Origin of the sequence: Pseudorhodobacter sp. W20_MBD10_FR17, from assembly GCF_052119765.1 — a bacterium.
GTDB lineage: Bacteria > Pseudomonadota > Alphaproteobacteria > Rhodobacterales > Rhodobacteraceae > Pseudorhodobacter.
In genome coordinates, this window is sequence record NZ_JBGQOQ010000001.1 from 89074 (window position 1) to 110192 (window position 21119).

At 55.9% G+C, this 21119-nt stretch carries 14 protein-coding genes and 1 tRNA gene; 7 read left to right on the top strand and 8 right to left on the bottom strand.

What is annotated here, in order from left to right; all coding sequences use genetic code 11:
- The first annotated feature begins 10 nt into the window (after window positions 1-10).
- A complete protein-coding gene (gene lpdA / locus ACEN2J_RS00500) occupies window positions 11-1744 on the top strand; it encodes a dihydrolipoyl dehydrogenase (RefSeq protein ID WP_442102376.1) in 1734 nt (577 codons plus the stop codon).
- Window positions 1745-1825: 81 nt separating this feature from the next.
- Here the strand turns inward: lpdA and ACEN2J_RS00505 are convergent, their stop codons facing one another.
- From ACEN2J_RS00505 to ACEN2J_RS00520, 4 genes are all read right to left on the bottom strand, one after another.
- Window positions 1826-3313: a tripartite tricarboxylate transporter permease gene (locus ACEN2J_RS00505; protein ID WP_442102377.1), complete on the bottom strand. Its 1488-nt coding sequence runs from the start codon at window positions 3311-3313 to the stop codon at window positions 1826-1828.
- Window positions 3310-3750, bottom strand: a complete 441-nt coding sequence (locus ACEN2J_RS00510; RefSeq protein ID WP_442102379.1) for a tripartite tricarboxylate transporter TctB family protein — start codon at window positions 3748-3750, stop codon at window positions 3310-3312. The genes ACEN2J_RS00505 and ACEN2J_RS00510 overlap by 4 nt, the downstream gene beginning before the upstream one ends.
- A gap of 3 nt (window positions 3751-3753) precedes the next feature.
- Entirely contained in the window at window positions 3754-4734 is a 981-nt protein-coding gene (locus ACEN2J_RS00515; protein ID WP_442102380.1) for a Bug family tripartite tricarboxylate transporter substrate binding protein, read from the bottom strand.
- A gap of 1295 nt (window positions 4735-6029) precedes the next feature.
- Complete coding sequence (locus tag ACEN2J_RS00520; protein ID WP_442102381.1) at window positions 6030-6413, bottom strand: hypothetical protein; 384 nt, start codon at window positions 6411-6413, stop codon at window positions 6030-6032.
- Window positions 6414-6829: 416 nt separating this feature from the next.
- On the opposite strand from ACEN2J_RS00520, the gene ACEN2J_RS00525 reads away from it, so the two are divergent.
- Window positions 6830-7639, top strand: a complete 810-nt coding sequence (locus ACEN2J_RS00525) for a tyrosine-type recombinase/integrase (RefSeq protein ID WP_442102383.1) — start codon at window positions 6830-6832, stop codon at window positions 7637-7639.
- Window positions 7640-7662: 23 nt separating this feature from the next.
- Here the strand turns inward: ACEN2J_RS00525 and ACEN2J_RS00530 are convergent.
- Both ACEN2J_RS00530 and ACEN2J_RS00535 read right to left on the bottom strand, forming a co-directional pair.
- Window positions 7663-7737: transfer RNA gene (locus tag ACEN2J_RS00530), tRNA-Gly, on the bottom strand.
- A 113-nt stretch (window positions 7738-7850) separates the two neighbouring features.
- Window positions 7851-8798 (bottom strand): 2-hydroxyacid dehydrogenase, encoded by a 948-nt coding sequence (locus tag ACEN2J_RS00535; RefSeq protein WP_442102385.1) that lies wholly within the window; start codon window positions 8796-8798, stop codon window positions 7851-7853.
- 231 nt (window positions 8799-9029) lie between these two features.
- Between ACEN2J_RS00535 and ACEN2J_RS00540 the strand changes: the two genes are divergently transcribed.
- From ACEN2J_RS00540 to ACEN2J_RS00560, 5 genes are all read left to right on the top strand, one after another.
- Window positions 9030-10925, top strand: coding sequence for a polysaccharide biosynthesis protein (locus ACEN2J_RS00540; protein ID WP_442102685.1), 1896 nt, complete (start codon window positions 9030-9032; stop codon window positions 10923-10925).
- Window positions 10926-11010: 85 nt separating this feature from the next.
- On the top strand, window positions 11011-13248 hold the full coding sequence (locus ACEN2J_RS00545) for a YjbH domain-containing protein (protein ID WP_442102386.1): 2238 nt from the start codon (window positions 11011-11013) through the stop codon (window positions 13246-13248).
- Entirely contained in the window at window positions 13245-13922 is a 678-nt protein-coding gene (locus ACEN2J_RS00550; RefSeq protein WP_442102387.1) for a YjbF family lipoprotein, read from the top strand. The genes ACEN2J_RS00545 and ACEN2J_RS00550 overlap by 4 nt, the downstream gene beginning before the upstream one ends.
- Before the next feature lie 80 nt (window positions 13923-14002).
- Window positions 14003-14230, top strand: coding sequence for a hypothetical protein (locus tag ACEN2J_RS00555; RefSeq protein WP_442102389.1), 228 nt, complete (start codon window positions 14003-14005; stop codon window positions 14228-14230).
- A 113-nt stretch (window positions 14231-14343) separates the two neighbouring features.
- Complete coding sequence (locus ACEN2J_RS00560; protein ID WP_442102391.1) at window positions 14344-15183, top strand: YihY/virulence factor BrkB family protein; 840 nt, start codon at window positions 14344-14346, stop codon at window positions 15181-15183.
- On the opposite strand, the gene ACEN2J_RS00565 is transcribed toward ACEN2J_RS00560, so the two are convergent.
- Together ACEN2J_RS00565 and ACEN2J_RS00570 are read right to left on the bottom strand one after the other, a co-directional pair.
- The gene (locus tag ACEN2J_RS00565; RefSeq protein ID WP_442102393.1) at window positions 15177-19310 is read right to left on the bottom strand and encodes a translocation/assembly module TamB domain-containing protein; all 4134 of its coding nucleotides are present in this window, start codon (window positions 19308-19310) and stop codon (window positions 15177-15179) included. The genes ACEN2J_RS00560 and ACEN2J_RS00565 overlap by 7 nt on opposite strands.
- On the bottom strand, window positions 19310-21118 hold the full coding sequence (locus tag ACEN2J_RS00570) for an autotransporter assembly complex protein TamA (protein WP_442102395.1): 1809 nt from the start codon (window positions 21116-21118) through the stop codon (window positions 19310-19312). Before ACEN2J_RS00570 ends, ACEN2J_RS00565 begins: the two co-directional genes overlap by 1 nt.
- Window position 21119 lies beyond the last annotated feature (1 nt).

Sequence of the window (21119 nt, forward strand, 5' to 3'; positions counted from 1 at the left end):
GGCGCTGGATATGGAAATTCAAGTCCCTGATATTGGTGATTTCAAAGACGTTCCGGTGATCACAATCTTGGTCGCGGTCGGTGATACCGTGGCCAAGGAAGACCCGCTGCTGGAGCTGGAATCCGACAAAGCCACGCTAGAGGTGCCGTCGCCTGCGGCAGGTAAAATCACCGCCATTCGCGTGAATGTCGGTGATCGGGTGTCGCAAGGCACGGTGATTATTGATCTGGAAAGTGCTGCGGGCGAAAAACCAGCGGCAGCCCCGGTGGCGGCGGCCCCTGCTGCACCGACGACCGTTGCGCCAACAGGTGCGGCAACGGGCAAAGGTGATATTCACGCCGAACTGGTTGTTCTCGGCTCTGGCCCCGGCGGCTATACTGCGGCGTTCCGTGCGGCGGATTTGGGTAAATCCGTGGTGCTGATCGAAAAGGATGACAACCTCGGCGGCGTCTGCCTGAACGTGGGCTGTATTCCGTCCAAAGCGCTGCTGCACGCGGCCAAGGTGATCACCGAGGCCGAGGAAATGGGTGGTCATGGCGTGACATTCGCCAAGCCCAAAATTGACCTTGATACCCTGCGCGGCTGGAAAGCATCAGTCGTGACCAAGCTGACAGGCGGGCTTTCGGGCCTTGCCAAGGCGCGCAAGGTGACGGTGGTGAATGGCTATGGCAAGTTCACCGGCCCAAAGATGATTGAGGTCGACGGGCCGGATGGCAAAAAGACCGTCAGCTTTGACAATTGCATCATTGCTGCGGGGTCTGAACCTGTGGCGCTGCCGTTCTTGCCGAAAGATGACCCACGGGTGATCGATAGCACCGGCGCACTGGAACTGGCCGACATTCCAAAGCGGATGTTGGTGCTGGGCGGCGGGATTATCGGGCTGGAAATGGCCTGCGTTTATGATGCTTTGGGCTCTAAGATCACCGTAGTGGAATTGATGGACCAGATCATTCCGGGTGCCGACAAAGACATCGTGAAACCGCTGCACACCCGTATTGCAGGGCGCTATGAAAAAATCTTGTTGAAAACCAAAGTGACGGCAGTTGAGGCCCAAAAATCGGGACTGAAAGTGACGTTTGAGGATGACAAAGGCGCCATCACCACCGATACGTTCGACAAGGTTTTGGTCGCCGTTGGCCGCCGCCCGAATGGCAAGTTTATCAATGCCGAGGCTGCTGGCGTGGCTGTGGATGACCGCGGCTTTATCGCCGTCGACAAACAGCAACGCACCGGCCAGGCGCATATCTTTGCGATTGGCGATGTGGTGGGGCAACCGATGCTTGCGCACAAAGCCGTGCATGAGGGCAAGGTTGCCGCCGAGGTTTGCGCAGGTCTGCCACGCTTCTTTGACGCGAAAATCATCCCCTCGGTCGCCTATACAGACCCCGAGGTAGCGTGGGTTGGCGTCACCGAAAATGAAGCCAAAGCCAAAGGCATGAAGATCGGCAAAGGCGTGTTCCCTTGGGCTGCGTCAGGCCGTGCGCTGTCTATCGGGCGGTCTGAAGGCATTACAAAGCTGATCTTTGACCCTGTGGATGACCGCATTATTGGTGCGGGTATCGTTGGCCCCAACGCTGGTGAGCTGCTATCCGAAGTCGTGGTCGCGATTGAGATGGGGGCCGATGCCGTTGATCTTGGGCACAGCATCCATGCCCACCCGACCCTGTCGGAAACCATCAACTTTGCGGCCGAAATGTTCGAAGGCACGATCACCGATTTGATCCCGCCTAAGAAAAAGCACTAAGCCGACTTTAAGAACCAAAAGGCGCCCCGAAACTTGGGGCGCCTTTTTTGTTAGGTTTCAACCAGCGCCAAGCTGTGGCGATTACCGGTTGCGGCGCCGCGCAGCCTGCACCACCGACGTTAGAATAAGCGCGACGATAGCGACCATAAACACCGCTGAAATCGGGCGCTGCAAAAACACCATCGGGTCGCCGCGTGAAATCAGCAAGGCCCGGCGCAGGTTGGTTTCAATCAACGGGCCAAGCACAAAACCCAGCAGCAACAGCGCGGGGTTAAAACGCGCGAGCGACAGCCCATAGCCAATCGCCCCAATGGCTGCGACAGCAAAGATATCAAACGCCGCCCCCCGCACCGAATAGACACCAAGGCAGACGAAAATCAAAATGGCCGGATAGAGCCAGCGGAACGGAATGCGCAGCATTGAAACCCAAATCCCGATCAGCGGCAGGTTCAGCACCAGCAACAACAGGTTGCCAATACCAAAGCTTGCGATCAGCCCCCAAAACATATCGGGCCGCGCCTCAAGCATCATCGGGCCGGGTTGAACGCCGTGAATAACCAGCGCCCCCAGCATCAAGGCCATGATCGGATCACCGGGAATACCCAGCGTCAACGTGGGCACAAAGGCACTGATGGCGGCGGCGTTATTGGCGGCCTCGGGGGCGGCCACGCCCTCAATCGCACCGTGACCGAATTTTTCAGGATGGCGCGAAATGCGGCGCTCGGCGGCATAGGCGAGGAAGGACGAAATGGTTGACCCAGTCCCCGGAAGCGCGCCGAAAAAGCTGCCCAAACTGGCGCCACGCAGCGCCGGAAAGGGGATGCGCCGCAGCTCTTCGCGGCTGGGCAGCAGATCACGCAAGGCAACGCGGCGCGGCACGCCAGTACGTTCGGCGGTTTGGATATTGGCGATCACTTCGGCCACGCCAAACAAGCCCATCGCCAGGGCCACAAGGTTAATGCCGTCCATCAGCTCGGTCTGACCAAAGATAAAACGTTGCGCGCCGGAGTTCACATCCACCCCAACGCAGCCAAGGATCAGCCCCAGCACAACCATCGCCAGCCCTTTGGCCGGATGCTTGGCACCAATGGTAGACGCGGCCACGAGGCCAAGCACCATCATCGCCGCATAATCGGCCGCACCAAAGGCCGTGGCCGCACGCGATAAAGCGCCTGACAGCACGATCAGCACCATGATGCCAAACATCGACCCCAGAAAGCTGGAGGTCATCGAGGTGAACAGTGCCACCCCCGCCCGGCCCTGTTGTGCCAGCGGATAGCCGTCCAGCGTGGTTACTGCCGATTGCGGCGTACCGGGCAAGCGCAGCAAAATTGACGCCACCGCCCCACCATATTGCGACCCGTAATACACCCCCGCCAGCATAATCAGCGCGGCCTCGGGGCTAAGGTAATAGGTGATTGGCAACAGCAGCGAGATCGTCGCCATCGCGCCAATGCCGGGCAAAACGCCGACGAATGTGCCCAAAACTACGCCAAACACGCAGTAAATCAGCACGCCAGGCTGCAAGGCGACGCTAAGCCCGTGCAAAAAGCCTTCCCAGCCGCTCATGCTGGCCACATCGGAACAGTCATCCGCAACCCAAAATGAAATATCAAAACAGACAGCGCGGTTACAACAGCCGCCAGCACAAACCGCCAGCCGATGCGGCGGTCAGGCGCGGCTATGGAAGCTATGAGCACCGCGGAGGCGGTCACCAAGACGAGGCCACCACGTTCCAAACCCGCCGCAAACACAAGGATCGCGGCCAACACGGCGGCGGCATCTTTCCACACGATATGAACCGGCGCCGCGCCGCGCGCCCATGCCGGCAGGGCAATCACCAGCCCCAGCACCGCCAACACCCCCCCCAAAAGGGCCGGAAAAAAACCCGGCCCCATGCGGCGCAATGTGCCGATATCGTAATGCGCCACAGCATAAACCGCAACGAACGCACCGATGGCGGCAAGAAGCGCGCCACCGGCCAGATCAGCAATATCGCGTTTCATCGGTTACTTCTTTGCGTCGATCCGGTCGAGCACGGCCCCCCAGATCTTGGTGTCGTCGGTGATGCGCTGCTGCAATTCCTCGGCTGTGCCACCGGCAACCTGCCACCCCATATCGGCCAGCCGCTTTTGCACGTCAGCATCGGCAAGGATCGCATTCAAATCGGTGTTCAGCGTGGCCACAACCGCCGCATCGGTGCCTGCGGGCGCGATAAACGCGTTCCACAGCTCGGCCCGGAAATCAGCAGGCAAGCCGCCTTGCCCTGCCATAACCGGCACGCCCGGCGCCTGGTCGAACGGCTTTAGCGAGGTGATCCCGAGGATTTTCAACGTACCGGCCTGTACATATTGCATCGCCGCCGAAGGTGCCATGAAACCGGCATCAATTTCGTGGCCAATGATCGCGGTCGTCACCTCGGCATACGAGGTATAGGGCACATGCAGCATTTCAATGCCCGCACGGTCCGAAAACAGCTCGGCGGTCAAATGCGCGCCCGAGCCTTTGCCGACCGAGCCATAGCTTAGCGCCTCGGGTTCAGCACCCGCAGCTGCGATAAAGGCTGCTAAATCCGTACCGGCGAAATCTGCCGCCACAACCAGCACCAATGGCGAGGTTGCGATCAGCACGACCGGCGTAATATCGGCGGCAACATCATACCCAAGGTCTGGCACCAAACGCGGCGCCGTGGTCATCGGGCCGTTGATGGTGGTGCCAAAGGCATAGTTTTGGTCTTTGGCGTTCAGCATTTGCTGAATACCAATCACTCCACCCGCGCCGGGTTTGTTTTCAATCACAATGGGTTGGCCCAGCTTGGCCGCCAGCGGCTCGGTCACGATTCGCGCCAATAGATCAGGCGAAGAGCCTGCGGGAAAACCTACGAACGCATGCAAAGGCTTGGTCGGCCAAGCGGCAGTTTGCGCCAATACAGGTGTTGCAAGCGTAAGGGCGACTGCGCCCATAAGGGCGGCCCGGCGTGTGATATTCATGTTGGTCTCTCCCCAGAGTTTTCTGACACTGCTCAAAATTCAATGGGTGCACGATTGCTGAATACTTTGTTCTTTGCAAGCCGTCAGCCGTCCTATCTGCAGGTTAGGTCGGCACTGTCGGCACCAGAAAGTAAGATGCCGATAGGCCAGCGGCCTAGCATGTAAAAGCATTCGAACTGGACCACGCGAGGGGGGGGGCAGCCCAACAGCCGTGCAAGAATTACGATTGGGACGAAATGAAAAGGACGCCCGAAGGCGTCCATATTCCGGAGTCTTTGAAAAGACCCGTATAACTGGAGCGGGCGAGGCGATTCGAACGCCCGACCCTAACCTTGGCAATCTTTTAACCTGATTTTGGTTCGCTTAACCTATTGTTTTCATTGGATTGGGTGAGTGTCTAATAATGCCAAATGTGCTTCGAACGGGGGTGAATTGGGGTGGTTTGCTTATCATTTTGGCAAATTTGGCAATGGTTTGGCAACGAAAGATGCACCAATCATTGGCTGCTCATCTGGTTTCCGTGTGGTCCCCGCCATCGTTTGGCTTCACACCGCGCTGCCGCTTTACGAATTCATGGTAGAGAGCCCAAGCATTCTCGTCTTGTCCAAGGGCAACCTCCGATAAGACTTGCAACAGCATCTGAGACCCTGGCACGACTTCATCAAAGTCGATCTCCTCACCCATTAGGTCCGTAACTATAGGTTGCGACCTGATCGTTGAAGCAGACAAAGACCTCGGCATTGCGGCCTTCAATCTGGCAGGATGTGAAGGGTTCTTGTTCCTGCGGACACCCAGCCGCCGTCTCAGTGGCGATAAATGCCCCTAAACAAAACAGGCCGATCCCAAAGTTATTTCCCAACCGACCAACCCTTTTGTTCAGGCATTTTCATTATCCTATCAATGATGATCAGGTTCCCGATCAATGTCTACAGCAGCCTCGACCACGGTTTTCAGGACAACCGTCAAGACCGTGAGCAGATGGGCCATCCAGAGGATTAGTCCCTACGGGTTTGTGCGCGGATGCATCAATCCAAGATTCATTGCAGCCAGCACTATGGCTGCGGTTGCATCCATAGTGGGGTTTGTCACACAGACACTGGATGCTTCGGCAAAAAAATCAGAATGCACCCTGGGTGTTGCAGCAGCGGCTGAATGAAAAAATGGCTTGGTCAGGTCGAACCCGCTCAAATCGTTACCCTGGTAATCTCCCCATTTTTAACGGGGTGCGATCGTAGAATTCACGCGGCCATTTTCAGTTTCATAACGGGTGTGGTGCCGCCAATGGGACCTGATTTTCAGTTATGTGCCACGAGCCCGAGCTTAGCCTCCGCTAAAATTCTTGCTTGGGCGATGTGTCGCGGGGTTTCGTCTAGTGCCGATCCATTCACCTCGACCAAATAACTTCCTTTTGCATGGCCATGTGTTTCCATACGGACCACCAACGCACAAATTGTCCCTCCGGTGCGAAAATAGCGAGGGTCACCTTGAGTTCCCGTCGACCATCCATCTCGTGGTGTCGGGAACCGACGCTGTAGTTCGTTATCTACGGCGTCGAGAATGCTTTGAGTGTTCTGATGGGCACTGTCGGCCCCTAGTTTCGCAGAGATGCGGGCGCGTTGTCCCAATAACGCCTTCGTCGAGCTTTTGGTGATGTTTGCGATAATGCTATCAATATTCATTCAAGCTTCCTTCGCGGTGTTATACCAAATTGCTAATTCCGACCCGTTACTCCGCCACCAGTGGCTTATTCGATCAATGGCCGAAAGCCCTGTGCGTACGGCTTCAATTTGTTGGGTGAATGGTCGCTGCGTATCCAGAAACGGTGTATCGACGACCAGTCCCAACGACTGTCCTGCAGGACGCATATAGGCACCGACTTCGCTCAAACTTCTCGGTTCGAGGCACTTGCCAATCAACGAGCCCCAGCCACCGATCATAAACTTTGCTGATGCGGTAGCTGCGCCACTATCCTGCGCCTGCACAGATATCCGAGGCTGGGGAATGCTCGGGTAAGGCTGGTCACAAAAAGGTTGCATCGCTGCGAACTGATCTCAATGGCCTGACCCACATTCTGGACCATCTTGGCGAAGCAGAGGTGGGCAAGATCGATAACGCAGCCGTCATGGGCTATCAGGGCAAGCGCCGCGAAGAGGGTGTGAAGGCTGTCACCATCAATACCGAGGTACGCAAACTGCGGCTGATGCTGAACTGGTGCCTGGAAAAGCGGCTGATCACCCAGAGGCCAAAGATCACCGATCTGAAAGAACCACCTGTGCAGACTGAGGTGCCGACGTTGGATGAACTGCTTCGCATTCTGGAGCATCTCCCATTACGCCACCGAGTGCTGACCCGATTGATGTGTGAGACTGGGTTGCGAGCGTCCGAGGCAATGAAACTAAAATGGGAACAGGTCGATCTGCCGCGAGGTCTGATCCGAATTACCAGCATCGATGGAATCACGCCAAAGACTGAGCATAGCAACCTTGAGGTGAATATGGGGGACGGACTGGCACGTGACCTGGCTTCGCTTGGTCATGACCAAGCACACGTCTTTCCAGGCTTCAGAGACCCAACCAAGCCGATGGACAACTACCGCAAATCTCTGAAGTCGGCCATTATCAAGTCTGGAGTTCAGCGGTTCGGCAAGCCAATGCGGTTCACAGCCAAGTTCGGACGTAAGGCTTTCACGTCCTACCAGTGGCTGCGTGGGACACCGCTGGAGCTTATCCGTAAGATGGTTGGGCATTCGCCGAACTCACGGGTCACCGAAGCAAACTACCTGCATATGCCTGCGGAATCAGTGCGCAATGCGGTGCTGGACCTCGATGTTTTGGCAGATGAGCTGAAATGGAAATGGCAACAGATGGCAACAACAAAAAAGCCGCCCGAAGGCGGCCTTTTGTAAGTCTTTGTTAAGACTGCCAAAACTGGAGCGGGCGAGGCGATTCGAACGCCCGACCCTAACCTTGGCAAGGTTATGCTCTACCCCTGAGCTACGCCCGCACTCCGTTCGTGCCGTCTAATCGCTATTCGCAGCAGGGGCAAGCGTTTTTCGGGCGGCATTTGCATTATGTTGTACGGTCGCGGCTCGGTACAGGTGCGAAAAGTTTCCCGCTTCAGTTAACAGGTGTCGCCAAAGCCGTACCGGCAAAATGGGCGTGAATATTGGCACGTTGCAGCGCTGCCATAGCCTTGCGAGTCTCGATCGTGGCAGAGCCTTGGTGCGGCTGAAGAAACACATTTGCCAGCCCCATAAAACGCGGATCAAGCTGCGGTTCACGGCTAAACACATCCAATGCCGCACCGCGAATACGCCCAGTCCCCAAGGCCTCGAGCAAGGCCTGCTCATCTATGGTCGAGCCGCGAGAGATATTGGCAATCACCGCATCGGGGGCCATGGCGGCGATCACGTCACGCGACACGTAGCCTTGGGTCTCCGTGCCCCCAACAAGCGCCACGACCAGATAGTCGCAATGGGCGGCTAAGGCCTGCGGTGTGGCGTGCCAAACCCAGCCTTCGGGTGTGTTTTTAGCGCTGCGACTATGGTAGTGAATTTCCATCTTGAACGCGGCCAACCGGTCTGCGATTTCGCGGCCAATGCGGCCAAGCCCCATAATTCCCGCCCGACCACCGCTAAACTTGCGGGCAAGGGGCGGGTCGCCTTTGGTTGTCCAATCGCCCCGCGCCAACCATTCAGCATTGGCCACCATGTTGCGGTTGAACGACAGCAGCATACCCACCGCCAAATCGGCAACATCATCGTTCAGAACATCGAGCGTATTGGTGACACGCACGCCGCGCGCACTGGCGGCCACCACATCAATCGCATCATAGCCCACACCGTAATTTGCTATAATTTCCAGGCTGGGTAAGGCGTCCATCTCGGCGCCGCCAAAGGCTTTGTGCCCTTTGTACGCCACCGCCTTTATCGCCGCGCGACGGGCCGCATCAATACTCGGCAAATCCGCCAAACTTGGCATTGCAATCACATCAAACCCGACCTGCATGTCAGTGATATCAGCGCTGCCATAGGTTCCGACAGCAAGAAGTAGGGGTAGCGCCATTGCAGAGTCCTTATTTGAATGTTGCGCCCAATGGTCACCCAAAGCGCCGCAGCACACAACAGCCAAATGGGACCAATCTCGTAACAGGTTAACGCACGTTGGACTCTCTTTTTAGCGAAAGATCGCGCACGCGTTAACCAATTATCAATCGGAAACAGGGCACATTTAACAAGACACCGCTGATGCGTGTCGGGTAAAAATTCTACCACTAAGAGGGCACTCGTGTCAGTGATCAGGCGACAACTCTTTCATTTCGTAGACAGGCTTTCCAGACAGGAAAAAAAGCTCTGCTTGGCCTTGGTAGACATGTTGCTTGCGCCGATTGCATATTTAGTGGCTTGGATCTTGCTGTACGAAGCCCTTCCAACGGGTGCAATATTTCAGCACTTCTGGCCGGTGGCGATCACATTGCTGGCTTTAGCCGCGGTGGGAACCATCGCGCTGCGAATGCCGAATATCAAGCTAAACGCCTATGAAACCTCGGGCATTTTGCGCACTGGGGTCATGGCCCTTTTGGTCACGCTATCATTCAGTGCTGTGGTCGCGGCGTCGAACCTTAGTTTTCCACGTCTGGGCATCATTTTGTTCGGGTTAATATTCTTCCTGCTGGCTGTGGGTGCGCGTTTTGCGTTGCTTCATATGCTTTTGTGGATTTTGCGCGCAGGAAAACAGCGCCAGCGCGTTTTGATCTATGGCGCAGGCCGAACCGGGATGCAGCTGCTTGCCGCATTGCGCACCCATAACACGATCAGGCCCGTTGCTTTTATCGATGACAACCCAGCGCTGTTGTCGATGTCGGTCGGAGGGCTGACCATCTACGGCTCTGATCGCATTGCCGATCTGACCAAACGCTTTGACGCTGATCGCGTCTTGCTTGCCATGCCGTCGATTCCCGGAATGAAGCTGGTTAAAATCGCCCGAAAACTGCAAGCTATGGGCCTGATGGTCATGTCCGTGCCGTCGTTCGCGCAGCTTGTTGGGGTTGAACAGCTGGTGGATACTTTGGCCCCGGTTGATCCAGAAAAGTTCTTGGGCCGTGCACAGCTTGAACCGTCGATGCCCTTCGCAAGCGAGGCCTATCGTGGCAAAACCGTTCTGGTAACCGGTGCGGGGGGCTCGGTTGGCACGGCACTCTGCCAACAGCTTTTGGCAGCAAAACCCGCTTGCATTGTGCTGTTCGAGATAAGCGAAATCGCGCTTTACACGATTGAACGCATGTTAACCAAGCTTATGTCAGGCACAGAAACGCGCGTCGTCGCCGTACTTGGTTCGGTCACAGATAGCCGCGTGGTGCGAATGACTATGAAACAGCACCAAGTGGATATCGTGTTTCACGCTGCCGCCTACAAGCATGTCCCCTTGGTTGAGGCGAACCCAATCGCGGGTCTGGCCAACAATGTTTTGGGGACCCGCACGCTTGCAGATGCAGCTATCGAGACCGGCGTTGAAAAGTTTGTGCTGATTTCGACAGATAAGGCGGTGCGCCCGACGAATATTATGGGGGCGTCCAAGCGGTTGGCCGAACTGGTTATCCAAGACTTGGCGAAGCGCTCCAAATGCACGCACTTTTCGATGGTACGATTTGGCAATGTGTTGGGCTCCTCTGGGTCAGTTATTCCGCTTTTCAAAGCACAAATCGCAAATGGTGAACCGATAACCCTGACCCATGAAGACGTCACACGCTTTTTCATGACAATAGCCGAGGCGGCGGGGCTTGTTTTGTTGGCCGGATCATTTTCTGACGGCGGCGGTGGTGGCGATGTTTTTGTGCTGGATATGGGCGAACCCGTAAAAATCCGCGATCTGGCGCGGCAGATGATCGAAGAAGCAGGGCTGACCGTGCGCGATGCCGAGCACCCCAATGGCGACATCCCTATTTTGGTGACCGGCCTGCGCCCAGGGGAAAAGCTGCATGAAGAACTGCTGATCGGCGAGCGACTTTTGAAAACACCGCACCCAAAAATTCTGCGCGCCCAAGAGCAAAGCTTGACCGAATTACAAATGGCCTCGGCCCTGCGCGCGTTGCGGGCGGCTGTTGCAATTGGCGATGCAGATGCAGCCCGCAATGTCGTCGTCGCTTTTGCAGATGGCTATCACCTAGAGGAGCAATTTGCAGCCGCGCAATAGCCCGTTTCTAAAACCGCGCGACCTATTTGAAACATTGTTTACCCTATCGGCGGCGACTTCGCGCGCCCTCGGAAAATGAGGCCAAATGCAGTTTATTCCTAATCTTTTCCGCCATCCATTTGCGGCGCGCTGCTTGTTATGCGTTAGCACGGCTTTGATTATTGTATCCATCGCCACGTCTCAGGTGCAGGCCGACGTCAAACCGTCCCTAAACCTCTATGGCGCGACTGGCATGATCGATATGCCCTCGGCTGAGGCGCAACCAGATGGGATGCTATCCGTCACCAGTAGCCATTTTGGCCCAATCAGCCGCAATACGCTCTCTTTTCAGATTACACCTCGAATTTCGGCCAGTTTTCGTTTTTTAGGGATACGCGACTGGAACAAGACCGCCGCTTGCCAACCGTCTTGCACAACAGGCGTCAACCAGTTCAAAACCTATTATGATCGAAGCTTTGATTTACGGTTTCAGGTGATGAATGAAGGCCGCTATGTGCCGGCGGCCACGATTGGGCTTCAGGATTTTGCCGGCACGGGCGTTCTGTCTGGCGAATATATAGCGGCAACCAAAAACATATCACCCAACATAAAGGTCACCGCCGGCTTGGGCTGGGGACGATTGGGAAGCCACGGCGACATTGGTTCGCCCTTTGGTGCCCGCCCCCCGATCATTGTTGGGTACGGCGGCAACTTTAACCTTAAGCAGTGGTTTCGCGGTCCCGCAGCACCCTTTGCTGGTGCGGAGTGGGAAGTGGCTGACACGTGGACGCTGAAAGGCGAGTATTCTTCGGATAACTATACAGAAGAGGCTGCCACCCGAGGCACATTCAAACGCAAAAGTTCGTATAACTTTGGCGTGGAATATCAACAAAACGACAGTTACAGGCTTGGCGCCTATTACATGTATGGCAGTACACTCGGCATTACCGGCCAATTTTTCATCAACCCAAAGAAACGCGCAGGTGGTGGGATCCTTGACAGTGCGCCCACGCCCATTAGGCCACGGCCCAACCGTGCAAAAGACCCAGAGTCGTGGGGGACCGGGTGGATTGCACAATATGATGCGGCGCCGATTTTGCGCAGCAATACAGCGCAACTTCTTGACGATGATGGCATTGTTATAGAGTCGATTGCCTACTCGGCAACGACGGCGCAAGTTCGCATTCGCAACACCCGTTACTATAACAAAGCCCAGGCCATTGGGCGCACAGCGCGCGCGTTAAGCCAAACACTTCCAGCCTCGGTTGAAACGTTTGAGATCGTGCCTTTGGCCAACGGCGTTCCGGCCGCAAAGATTACGGTTAAACGAGCCGATTTAGAGTCGTTGGAATTTTCACCTGACTCGATTGCGCAAATGTCGCAACGCATCGTTGTGTCTGGCGAAAATACGCCCCCAGAAGGCATGATATACGACCCCGATCTCTATCCAAAGTATAAATGGTCGATCACCCCCAACGCACGGTTTAGGTTCTTTGATCAAAAGGCACCGTTCAAAATCGACGTCGGGCTTTCGGCAAAAGCCAGCTATCAGTTCAGTCCCGGCTTGGTGCTGTCGGGAGAGGTGACACATGTTATCGCAGGCAACTTGAAAGACCGCCCACCATTGCCAGATCGCGGGCACCTACAAGCCGTACGGTCCGCCGTGTATTTCTATGATAAAGACGGCAGCACTGCGATTGAAAAACTAGCACTGCACTGGCATTCCAAGATCTCGCGTGACCTGTTTACACGGGTTTCCATCGGCTACCTTGAACGTATGTTTGGGGGCATCTCTACAGAAGTGTTGTGGAAGCCAGCAGGCACCCGCTGGGCACTAGGGGCCGAAGTGAACTACGTAAAACAACGCGCGCCGAACCAACACTTTGGCTTTAAACTGCCTACTTATATGTACGAAACCGATTCCGGCCCCGTAAATGGGCCAAACAGGTATTCCACCGTTAGCGCCCATGTTTCGGCCTATTATGAAATCGGACAAGGATTTCATGCCCAACTAGATTTTGGCAAGTATCTTGCGGGCGACATTGGTGCCACATTTTCAATTGACCGCCTGTTTGGAAACGGCTGGCGGGTAGGCGCTTTTGCAACCAAGACCAATGTTTCAGCAAAGGATTTTGGAAGCGGCTCCTTTGATAAGGGCATAAGAATTGTTGTCCCTATGAATTGGATTCTTGGCAAGCCGTCACCAACGACAGCACCGATCGAATTACGACCTTTCCTGCGGGATGGTGGCGCACGCCTTGACGTCGATGGTCGGCTCTACGAATCCGTTCGCGGCTATCAAGCCGATGCAATTAATGATCAATTCGGAAGGTTCTGGAAATGAAGCTGAACGTTCCCCGGATGGTCTTGCAACTGCTGCTTGCGATCTTCGGCATGTCTGCCTGCAGTTCTGAAACTGAAGGTACAGGTACAGCCGTTATGTATAAAGCGGTGATCGCCGCAACTCAGGCTGGCATGGGTGCGAAAGATTCGCCTGCGAGCGCCAGTCTTGGGGTAACGCGTGCAGCACTTCAAAGTATTGCCGTGCCACTTAAACTCGTCACGATTGAAAGTCGTGGCGCCCAAGCTGCAATTTTTAAAATCGGTGCAAATGGCAACGTTGAAACTTGGGCGTCACAAGACAAAAAATCTCTTTCGATGCGCAATGGTATCATAGTCGCATCGCGTGGTTTGGGTGAGGACCTGATGTCTGCCGCAGTGCCGAAAGTTGCGCAACTGCAGCACGAAAACACGACACATCTACGCGTTCACACTGTCTTGGATGGCGAGGATAAACCTGTTCAGCTCCAATTCGAATGCAGGATGATTGGCCAAGTGGCGGAAACGATTACAGTGGTTGAACGCAATTATGCAACCCACCGCACGACCGAAACCTGTAGTGGTCCGTCTGGCAGATTCTCAAACACATTTTGGATCGAAGCTGGTGGAAAAATACGAAAATCACATCAATTTTTAAGTAATTCAATCGGTTATGTCACGGTCGAACAACTACAATAGCGTTGATTTGAACAGGGATTTTTGACATTATTACGTCCATGCAAGCTTGACGATGGATTTTTTAACGAGAAAGAGCGCCTATGAAAATGTGTTTTGGAATAATTACTGCCGCCGCAATTGCTGCGTCTTCAACCGTAGCGATTGCTCAAACTATAACTCCAGCCATTGTCACTTCGGTCCCTGCTGGTGGTGTTGGTGTTGGTTTTGGCACCTTGGGTGCGACCACTACACTCAGCATTATTGCAAGCTCAGTCGTTGTTATGGGCGTTGTAAGCGCCGGGTCGAAAAGCGGTTCAGGCAGCCACTAATTCTGGCCTGTTATACCCCCAAAATTGAAATGGCCCGCTTTTGGCGGGCCGTATTGGTTTGCTATACTTAGCCCGTAGTATTATGTCTGCCCTAACCAAACAAAAGGGCCAGAGTGATCAAGGCATTTTATCAACACTCATTGCGGGTCTGGAACCGTGTGTCAAATGCACAGATTGGCCTGATTGCAGCCGGTATCGCCTTCTTCGGCTTTCTTGCCGTTTTTCCAGCCTTGGCGGCTGTCATCACTATTTGGGGTTTTGTCGCCGATCCGACCGTCGTGCAAACCGAACTCAACCTTGCAGCAAGCTATTTACCGGATGAGGCTTATGATCTGCTATATGGCCAAGTACAGCGCATTTTAGCCACGAATTCGCGGAGCCTTGGGGTAGCGACAGTTTTATCTACGGTGTTTGCACTGTGGTCGGCGCGGGCGGGGGTAAGCGCCCTGATTAGCGGTATCAATGCCATTCACGGCCTGCCAAGCCGCAGCGGCGTGCATCATGTGCTGAGGGCCTTTATTGTCACGCTGGTCCTGATTGGCCTAGTCCTTTCCGGCATGACATTGGCCGTTGTAATGCCCCTAATCATCGACTTCCTGCCCTTGGGCGCCGCCACTGCCAACGCGTTGCGGCTGACGAACTTTCTTGTCGGCGTATTGTTGGTAATGCTTAGCATCGCGATTGCCTACCGGCTTGGGCCAAACCGCCCACGCCGCGAGAAGCGCTCGCCATTCCTGACAATTGGCGCCTTTTTTGCGCTCGCACTTTGGATCGCCGTGTCACGCGGGTTGGTTTTCTATCTTGGAAACTTTGCCAATTACAACCAAGTTTATGGCTCTATCGGGGCCGTTGTAGCCTTGCTGATGTGGTTCTACCTTTCGGCATTTTCCGTATTACTAGGGGCCGCCATTGATGCCGAAATCGAAGGCCGCCGTTACCCCGCGCCTCAATAATCCTTTTGCACGAATATCCCGATCCCCGTCTCGCCCTCGGCCGAAACCGAGCCGCGCACGGTGACGTTTTTCTTCAGGTCAAGATTCAGGTTGATTTGGCTTTGCCCCTGCTGATCCACTTCAACCTCGGTATAGACTTTCTCAGTCAGGTATTTACCGGCTTTTAGCGAAACATTGCCCTCGGAATCTGTTGTCAAATCAAGATCATCCAAGCCAAAGCTTTTGCGCAGGTTCCCCACGATACCATCGCCACCTTTACCGGCAAGGCTGGCCACCGCAGATGCAAGCTGCGCGGCTTGCAGCGCCGAAATTGATGACAGGTCACGGCCGAACAGCAGCTGTGCCAGCACCTCTTCTTGCGGCAAGTCCGGGCTTGAAGTGAAGGTGATTTCGGGATCATCGGCGCGACCAGAAATCACAACCGAGGTGGTCACATCATCGCCCTCATTGGTCGCAATGATATTCAAGCTGGGGATAAGATCGCCCTGCAACAACATTTGCGCCTCGGTCAGATCCAGCCGTTTGCCCAAGATGTCAAGCCGGCCGCGGATCAGTTCAAACGCGCCGCTCGGTGCAGGGCTGTTGGTGGTACCACGGATAACCACATTGCCGCCAAACTCGGCATCAATGCCACGACCGCGCAGATAAATACTGCGAGGGGCATCGATCGTCAGGTTCAGGCCAAAGGGGCGCGCAGCGCTTTCGGCACCATCGCTTTGCCCAAGGTCAATAAGCCCCGCCTTATAGCGTGTTTCTTTAACCGCAGCAGGCTCGTTCATGTGCTTTAGCCCCGGCAACGACCCGATTGACGAAAACCCCGTCGTCGGCACCTGCAACTCGGCTTCGGAAATGCGGATGGTTCCGCCAATCACTGCGCCACCGGTCAGCGGCCCTTGAATGGTCACATCGCCACCCAAGGAAACAGAGTAAAGATTGGGATCTTTCAGCACCGCATTGCGCAATGTGATGCGGAGATCGGCCGTATTGGGCAACGCCAAACCGATGCTGCCATCCACCGCCAACGTACCGCCGGTGCTGGGGGCTGACGTCAGGCTAAGTTGCAGTGCATTGCCCCCCAACGTGACGGTCGAGGCAATATCTTGCAAGCTAAACGCCAGATTTGGCGCCGAAAACCGCCCGCCGCTTAGGCTGCCACGCCCCGACAGCGACGACAGTGCAAACGGCCCGTTCAACCGCAAATCAAACTGGGTTTGCCCGGAAATCGTGCGCGCGCCAAGAAAGGCGTTCGCCAGTGCCGCTTGGGCCGACCCTGTGATCGCCAAATCTGCGCTATTGAAACTTGGCGCAATCCGCCCTGCAATCCGCGCATCAATGCCACCGGGGCCGGTGCCCGTAAGGTCAAGCGTAACACCTTCGCCGTTTTCAATGGCTGTTCCTGAAACCGTTACAGCCCCCGGAAAATCGGATATAATCAGCGCCAAGTTGGCCAGCCGCGCCTCTAGCTGCACGGTACGCACGGCCTCGGTCACAGAGCCCGTCGCACTTGCCGAAAGTTGCGGGTTTGACAGGGTCGCCGTTTCAATCTCCAGCTTGCGGTCGCGGAAGTTCACCGCCGCCTTAACTGTGCTTTGTCCCCGCAGCAGGCTATCCGCCTCGGCATTGCCAATCGCAAGGTTATCGCCTTGGCCCGACAGTTCAATGCGCCCTGCATCAAGCGTGCCTTTGGCCGTAACCACGGCCTGCAATGCGCCACGATAGCCGCCGCCGATAGGCGACAGGCTGGGCAAGGACAGATTGGCCGAAATATCGCTGCCTGCGGGGTCATAATAGCCATCAAGATTGGCACTGATTTGCGGGTTTGACAGGCTGGCTGTGTCAATCTCAACTCGGCCATCGCGAATGTTCACCGCTGTATCAAGAATACTGGCCCCTTGCAGCAACCCATCAGCCTGCGCCACACCAACGGCAAGCCCATTGCCCTGCCCTTTCAACGTGATACGCCCGTTTTCGACCGTCCCTTTTGCCGTCACCACCGCTTGCAATGCGCCGCCATAGCCCGCGCCCAAAGGCGACAAATCGGGCAAAGACAGGTTGGCCGTCACATCACTGCCCGCCGCATCTAAATAGCCTGTTGCTTGGGCGTTCAGTTGCGGATTGCGGATATCGGCCTTTTCCAGCTCCAACCGCTTATCGCGAATACCGATTGCCACCGACAGCTCACTTACCCCCGCGATCAAAGCATCGGCCTGTTGCTGGCCAACCCGCAGGTCAATCGCCGTGCCATCCAGCGTGATGCGGCCATCGGCAACTGTGCCAGTAAAGCTTGCAGCCGCGTTCAGGCTGCCGCCGTATTTCGCGCCCAGCGCGCCCAGATCGGCAAAGGTCAAATTGCCTTTCACATCGCTGCCATCCGTCGCCAGAGTCCCCTTGGCGGTGGCAACAAGCTGCTGCGCCTTGATATTCAGACTGCGCAGGAACGTCCCCTTTTTCGACCGCGCAATCGCAAAATCTACCGTCGAGTCCCCCTGCAACAGGCTATCAACCTCATCAATGCCAACGCTGATATCGGTGCCCTTTACCGCTGCCGTGGCATCAAATTCGCCGCCCAACGGCACGATTTGGCCGCTTATGCGAAACGCGCCTTTGCCCCCCAGCGGGCGCCCTGCCAAAATGGATAAACGCGACAGATCGTCATATTCGGCATCAACAATCCCACGCGACCGAAAGCCGCTTTCAAAGGTGCCCAAACGCGCCGAAGTTGCAATTTTATAGCCGTCCTCAATCAGTTCCAGCCGACCAATATGAAAACCAAGCCCGCCCTTTTGCCAATCAAAGATCAGCTTGCCGTTGATATCTTGGCCCAAAGCCTGCGCCAGCCCCGCATCGGCCAAAATCACATTTTCGGCTGCAATGTTCAGCGTACCACCAACGATGGTACCGCCAATACCCGACCGCCGGTTAATCCGCCCCGAGCCGATAATTTGTGCCGTGCCAACCGTGACATCGCTGCGCACCATCTCGGTCATATTCACAGCCGCGCTCCAGCCTTCGCCTTTGTTTGCATCAAAATTCAGGCGCAAATCGGCTGCGGCAACGCGGGTCTCATCCGTGCCACCAAAGGGCAAAAGCACAGGCTCGCCGCTCGGCAGGCCTAAACGCCCAACCAAGGTCAGCATTTGTGGCAAGCCATCGGCGGCGATCACTGCCGCGCCATCAAGCTGCAACGCGCGCGCATCAACCGACAGTGCAGTCAGGTCAAGCTGGCCTGCGGTGCTGCACTGACCTTCGGCTTTTATGTTAACCTCGGGGCCAAAAAATTCAGCATATTCGGGTACGAACAGCGGCGCGACATCACCATTCAGGCTAACGGTAAACTTTTGCGCACCGTCGGTTTGACCCTTCAGCACCACCTCGCCCAACAGGCGCTCTTGGCCGTCAGTTTGCAGGTTCAGATTGGCCGCGAAATCATCAAGCGGGCCAGTGCCCTGCACGTTCAACACGATAGAGGGGCTGTCTGGCAGGGCAAGCAAGGTACTGGCAAGGCCACCGGCGGCTTCGGTCATGTTCAGGTCAATATCAAGCTGCTTGTTTGCGTTGGCATAGCTGGCCTTTAGCGTCAGCGCGCCACTTGGCCCATCGCCTGTGCGCACCAGCGAAAGAACCGTGCTGCCTTCGCCACCGTCCAGCTCTAACGAGGCTGAAAGTGTCGCTTCGACGTCTTCGCCCAGCACGGTCGGCCCCAGCACAAGACGCTTGGCCTCTAGCTTTTTGATGCTAACAGAGACCGGCAACTCGGGCAGGGTAAAGCCTGTCGCCTCGGGGCTGGGAATGGCATCCGGATCCGCAACAGGTTTGCGCGCGACGATCACCTCATCGGCCGTCAGTTCGGTCACGTTCACCACGCCGCGCAATAGGGACGCGCGGCTCCAATCCAGCACGACCTTGTTTAGGGTCAGCCAAACACCTTCGCTATCGGCGATGGTCAGGCTGTCAATCTGGGCCTGCGATGAAAACGCGCCGGTAAAGCCGGTGACAGTTACCTTGCGGCCACTGCCTGACAGGTTGTCTTCTAGAAACGCGGTCAGCGTGTCACGATCATCGGATTGGGCCAATGCCGCAAAGGGCAGCAGCAGGAATACCAGAAATGAAATCAATATTTTGCGCATCAGAAAGATTGTCCTATGCCAACATAGACTTGGGCACCGCTGCCCCCACCCGAAACCGGAACCCCAACATCAAGCCGGATAGGCCCAAAACCGGTGGCATACCGCAAACCAAACCCAGCGCCTGCATGGCTAAGCGTGTCACCGCCAAACATGCCGTCATTCGCGATTTGGCCAAAATCTGCAAAGCCTACAACGCCGATGCTGTTGGTCACTTTGGCACGCACTTCAAACGACGCGCCCAAAAAGCCGGTGCCGCCTGTGGTGTCACCCGTGACGGACGAGGTAAAGCCAAGCGATTGATAGGACTGCCCGCGCACTGTACCGCCGCCGCCCGAATAATATAGATAATCTGGCGACAGGTTATCGATCGACGCCCCAAACACACCTTTGGCCTGCAAACGGGCCGCAAAGGTAACACGGTCATTTTCACCAAACCCACGGTAGGCACGGGCATCCACCTCTAGCTTAAAGCCGGAATCTGTGGTGCCAAACCCCAAAAACGGCGCGGCCTCGGCATCAACATAAAACCCTTGGGTCGCGTCGGTTTTTGAATTGCGTTTGTCCCAATTCCCCCCAACCGGCAGCGCAAGGTTGCTGTAATTTTCGGTGGTCGAGGTGTATTGCACCCGTGATTGCGAATACTCCAGCCCGACCCGCGCCGTGATTTCGCGTGACCAATAATGGGTAAACCCAAGGCCCGTTTCGACATAATCCGAGACGTAATCCGCTTCATCCTCATGCCCGAAATTCAAAAAGGCCGTACCTGTGGTATCGGGGCTAAAGGTTGCCGGCCGATCGATGGTAAAGCCAAGCGCATAATCGACGCCACTATCTTGTGCGCCTATCTGGGCAACCTCGCCTTCGACCTTAAAGCGTTCGCCGCCGCCAAACAGGTTGCGGTGCAACCAATACCCCGTCAGCTTTGCGCCTTCGCTGCTGCCAATCTCGGCACCATAGCTATAGCGGCGCAGCTTTTCTTCGGCCACTTTCAGCGAAATCCCCAGCACATCAGGCACGGTAATTTTTTCATCTTCAACCAGCGCGACCGAGCTGAAAACCCCCGTGCGGCGCAGACGCTCAGCGGCATCTTCCAGTTCTTTGGGGCTGTATTGTTCGCCGCTTGGCAGACCCGCGATCTTAATGATCCGGTTCAGGCGCATCCGCTCTTGGCCGCTTACACGCAATTCACCAAAGCGCAGACGCGGGCCAGCAGTTACCGTCAGGTCGGCGGATAACGTGTTGGCCTTGTGGTCTGCCGTCAGGTCTTGGCCGGTCACATCGGCCTTGGCGTGGCCTGCATTGCGCCAGCCATCCACAGCAGCCGAGGCCGCACCCGAAATAACATCGCTTTCCGCAGCCCCCCCGATGCGAAACCCTTCGGGCAGCTTGGTATCAGCAGCAAGCGGCGTAATGTTGGCTTTGGAAAAGGTGAAAACCGGGCCCGGATCGACGTTAAGGGTTATCGTGCCGATCGTGCTGGGAGCATCCAAAGGCGGAATATCGGCCGCCTCACGCCCATCAACCAGAATAGTCACAACGCCGGAATAGCGGCCCATCGCATAAAGCGCGCCGACCAGCCGCCCGTATTCCGCCCGCGCCGAGGCCAAAAGGTCTTGGGGGTTGGTTGTGCCCTCATCTTGCGCGGCCAGCAGCAAAGACGCGCCGCGCAGGGCGGATTCTACATCCTTATCACCACCGGCGACATTAAAGTCCAACTTATCCAACGCTTTGACAGGATCAGGAAACGCAAGCGTGGCGCCAAGCAAAAGCGTAACAACGCCCAACCCTTTGTGCTTAAACCACTGCATC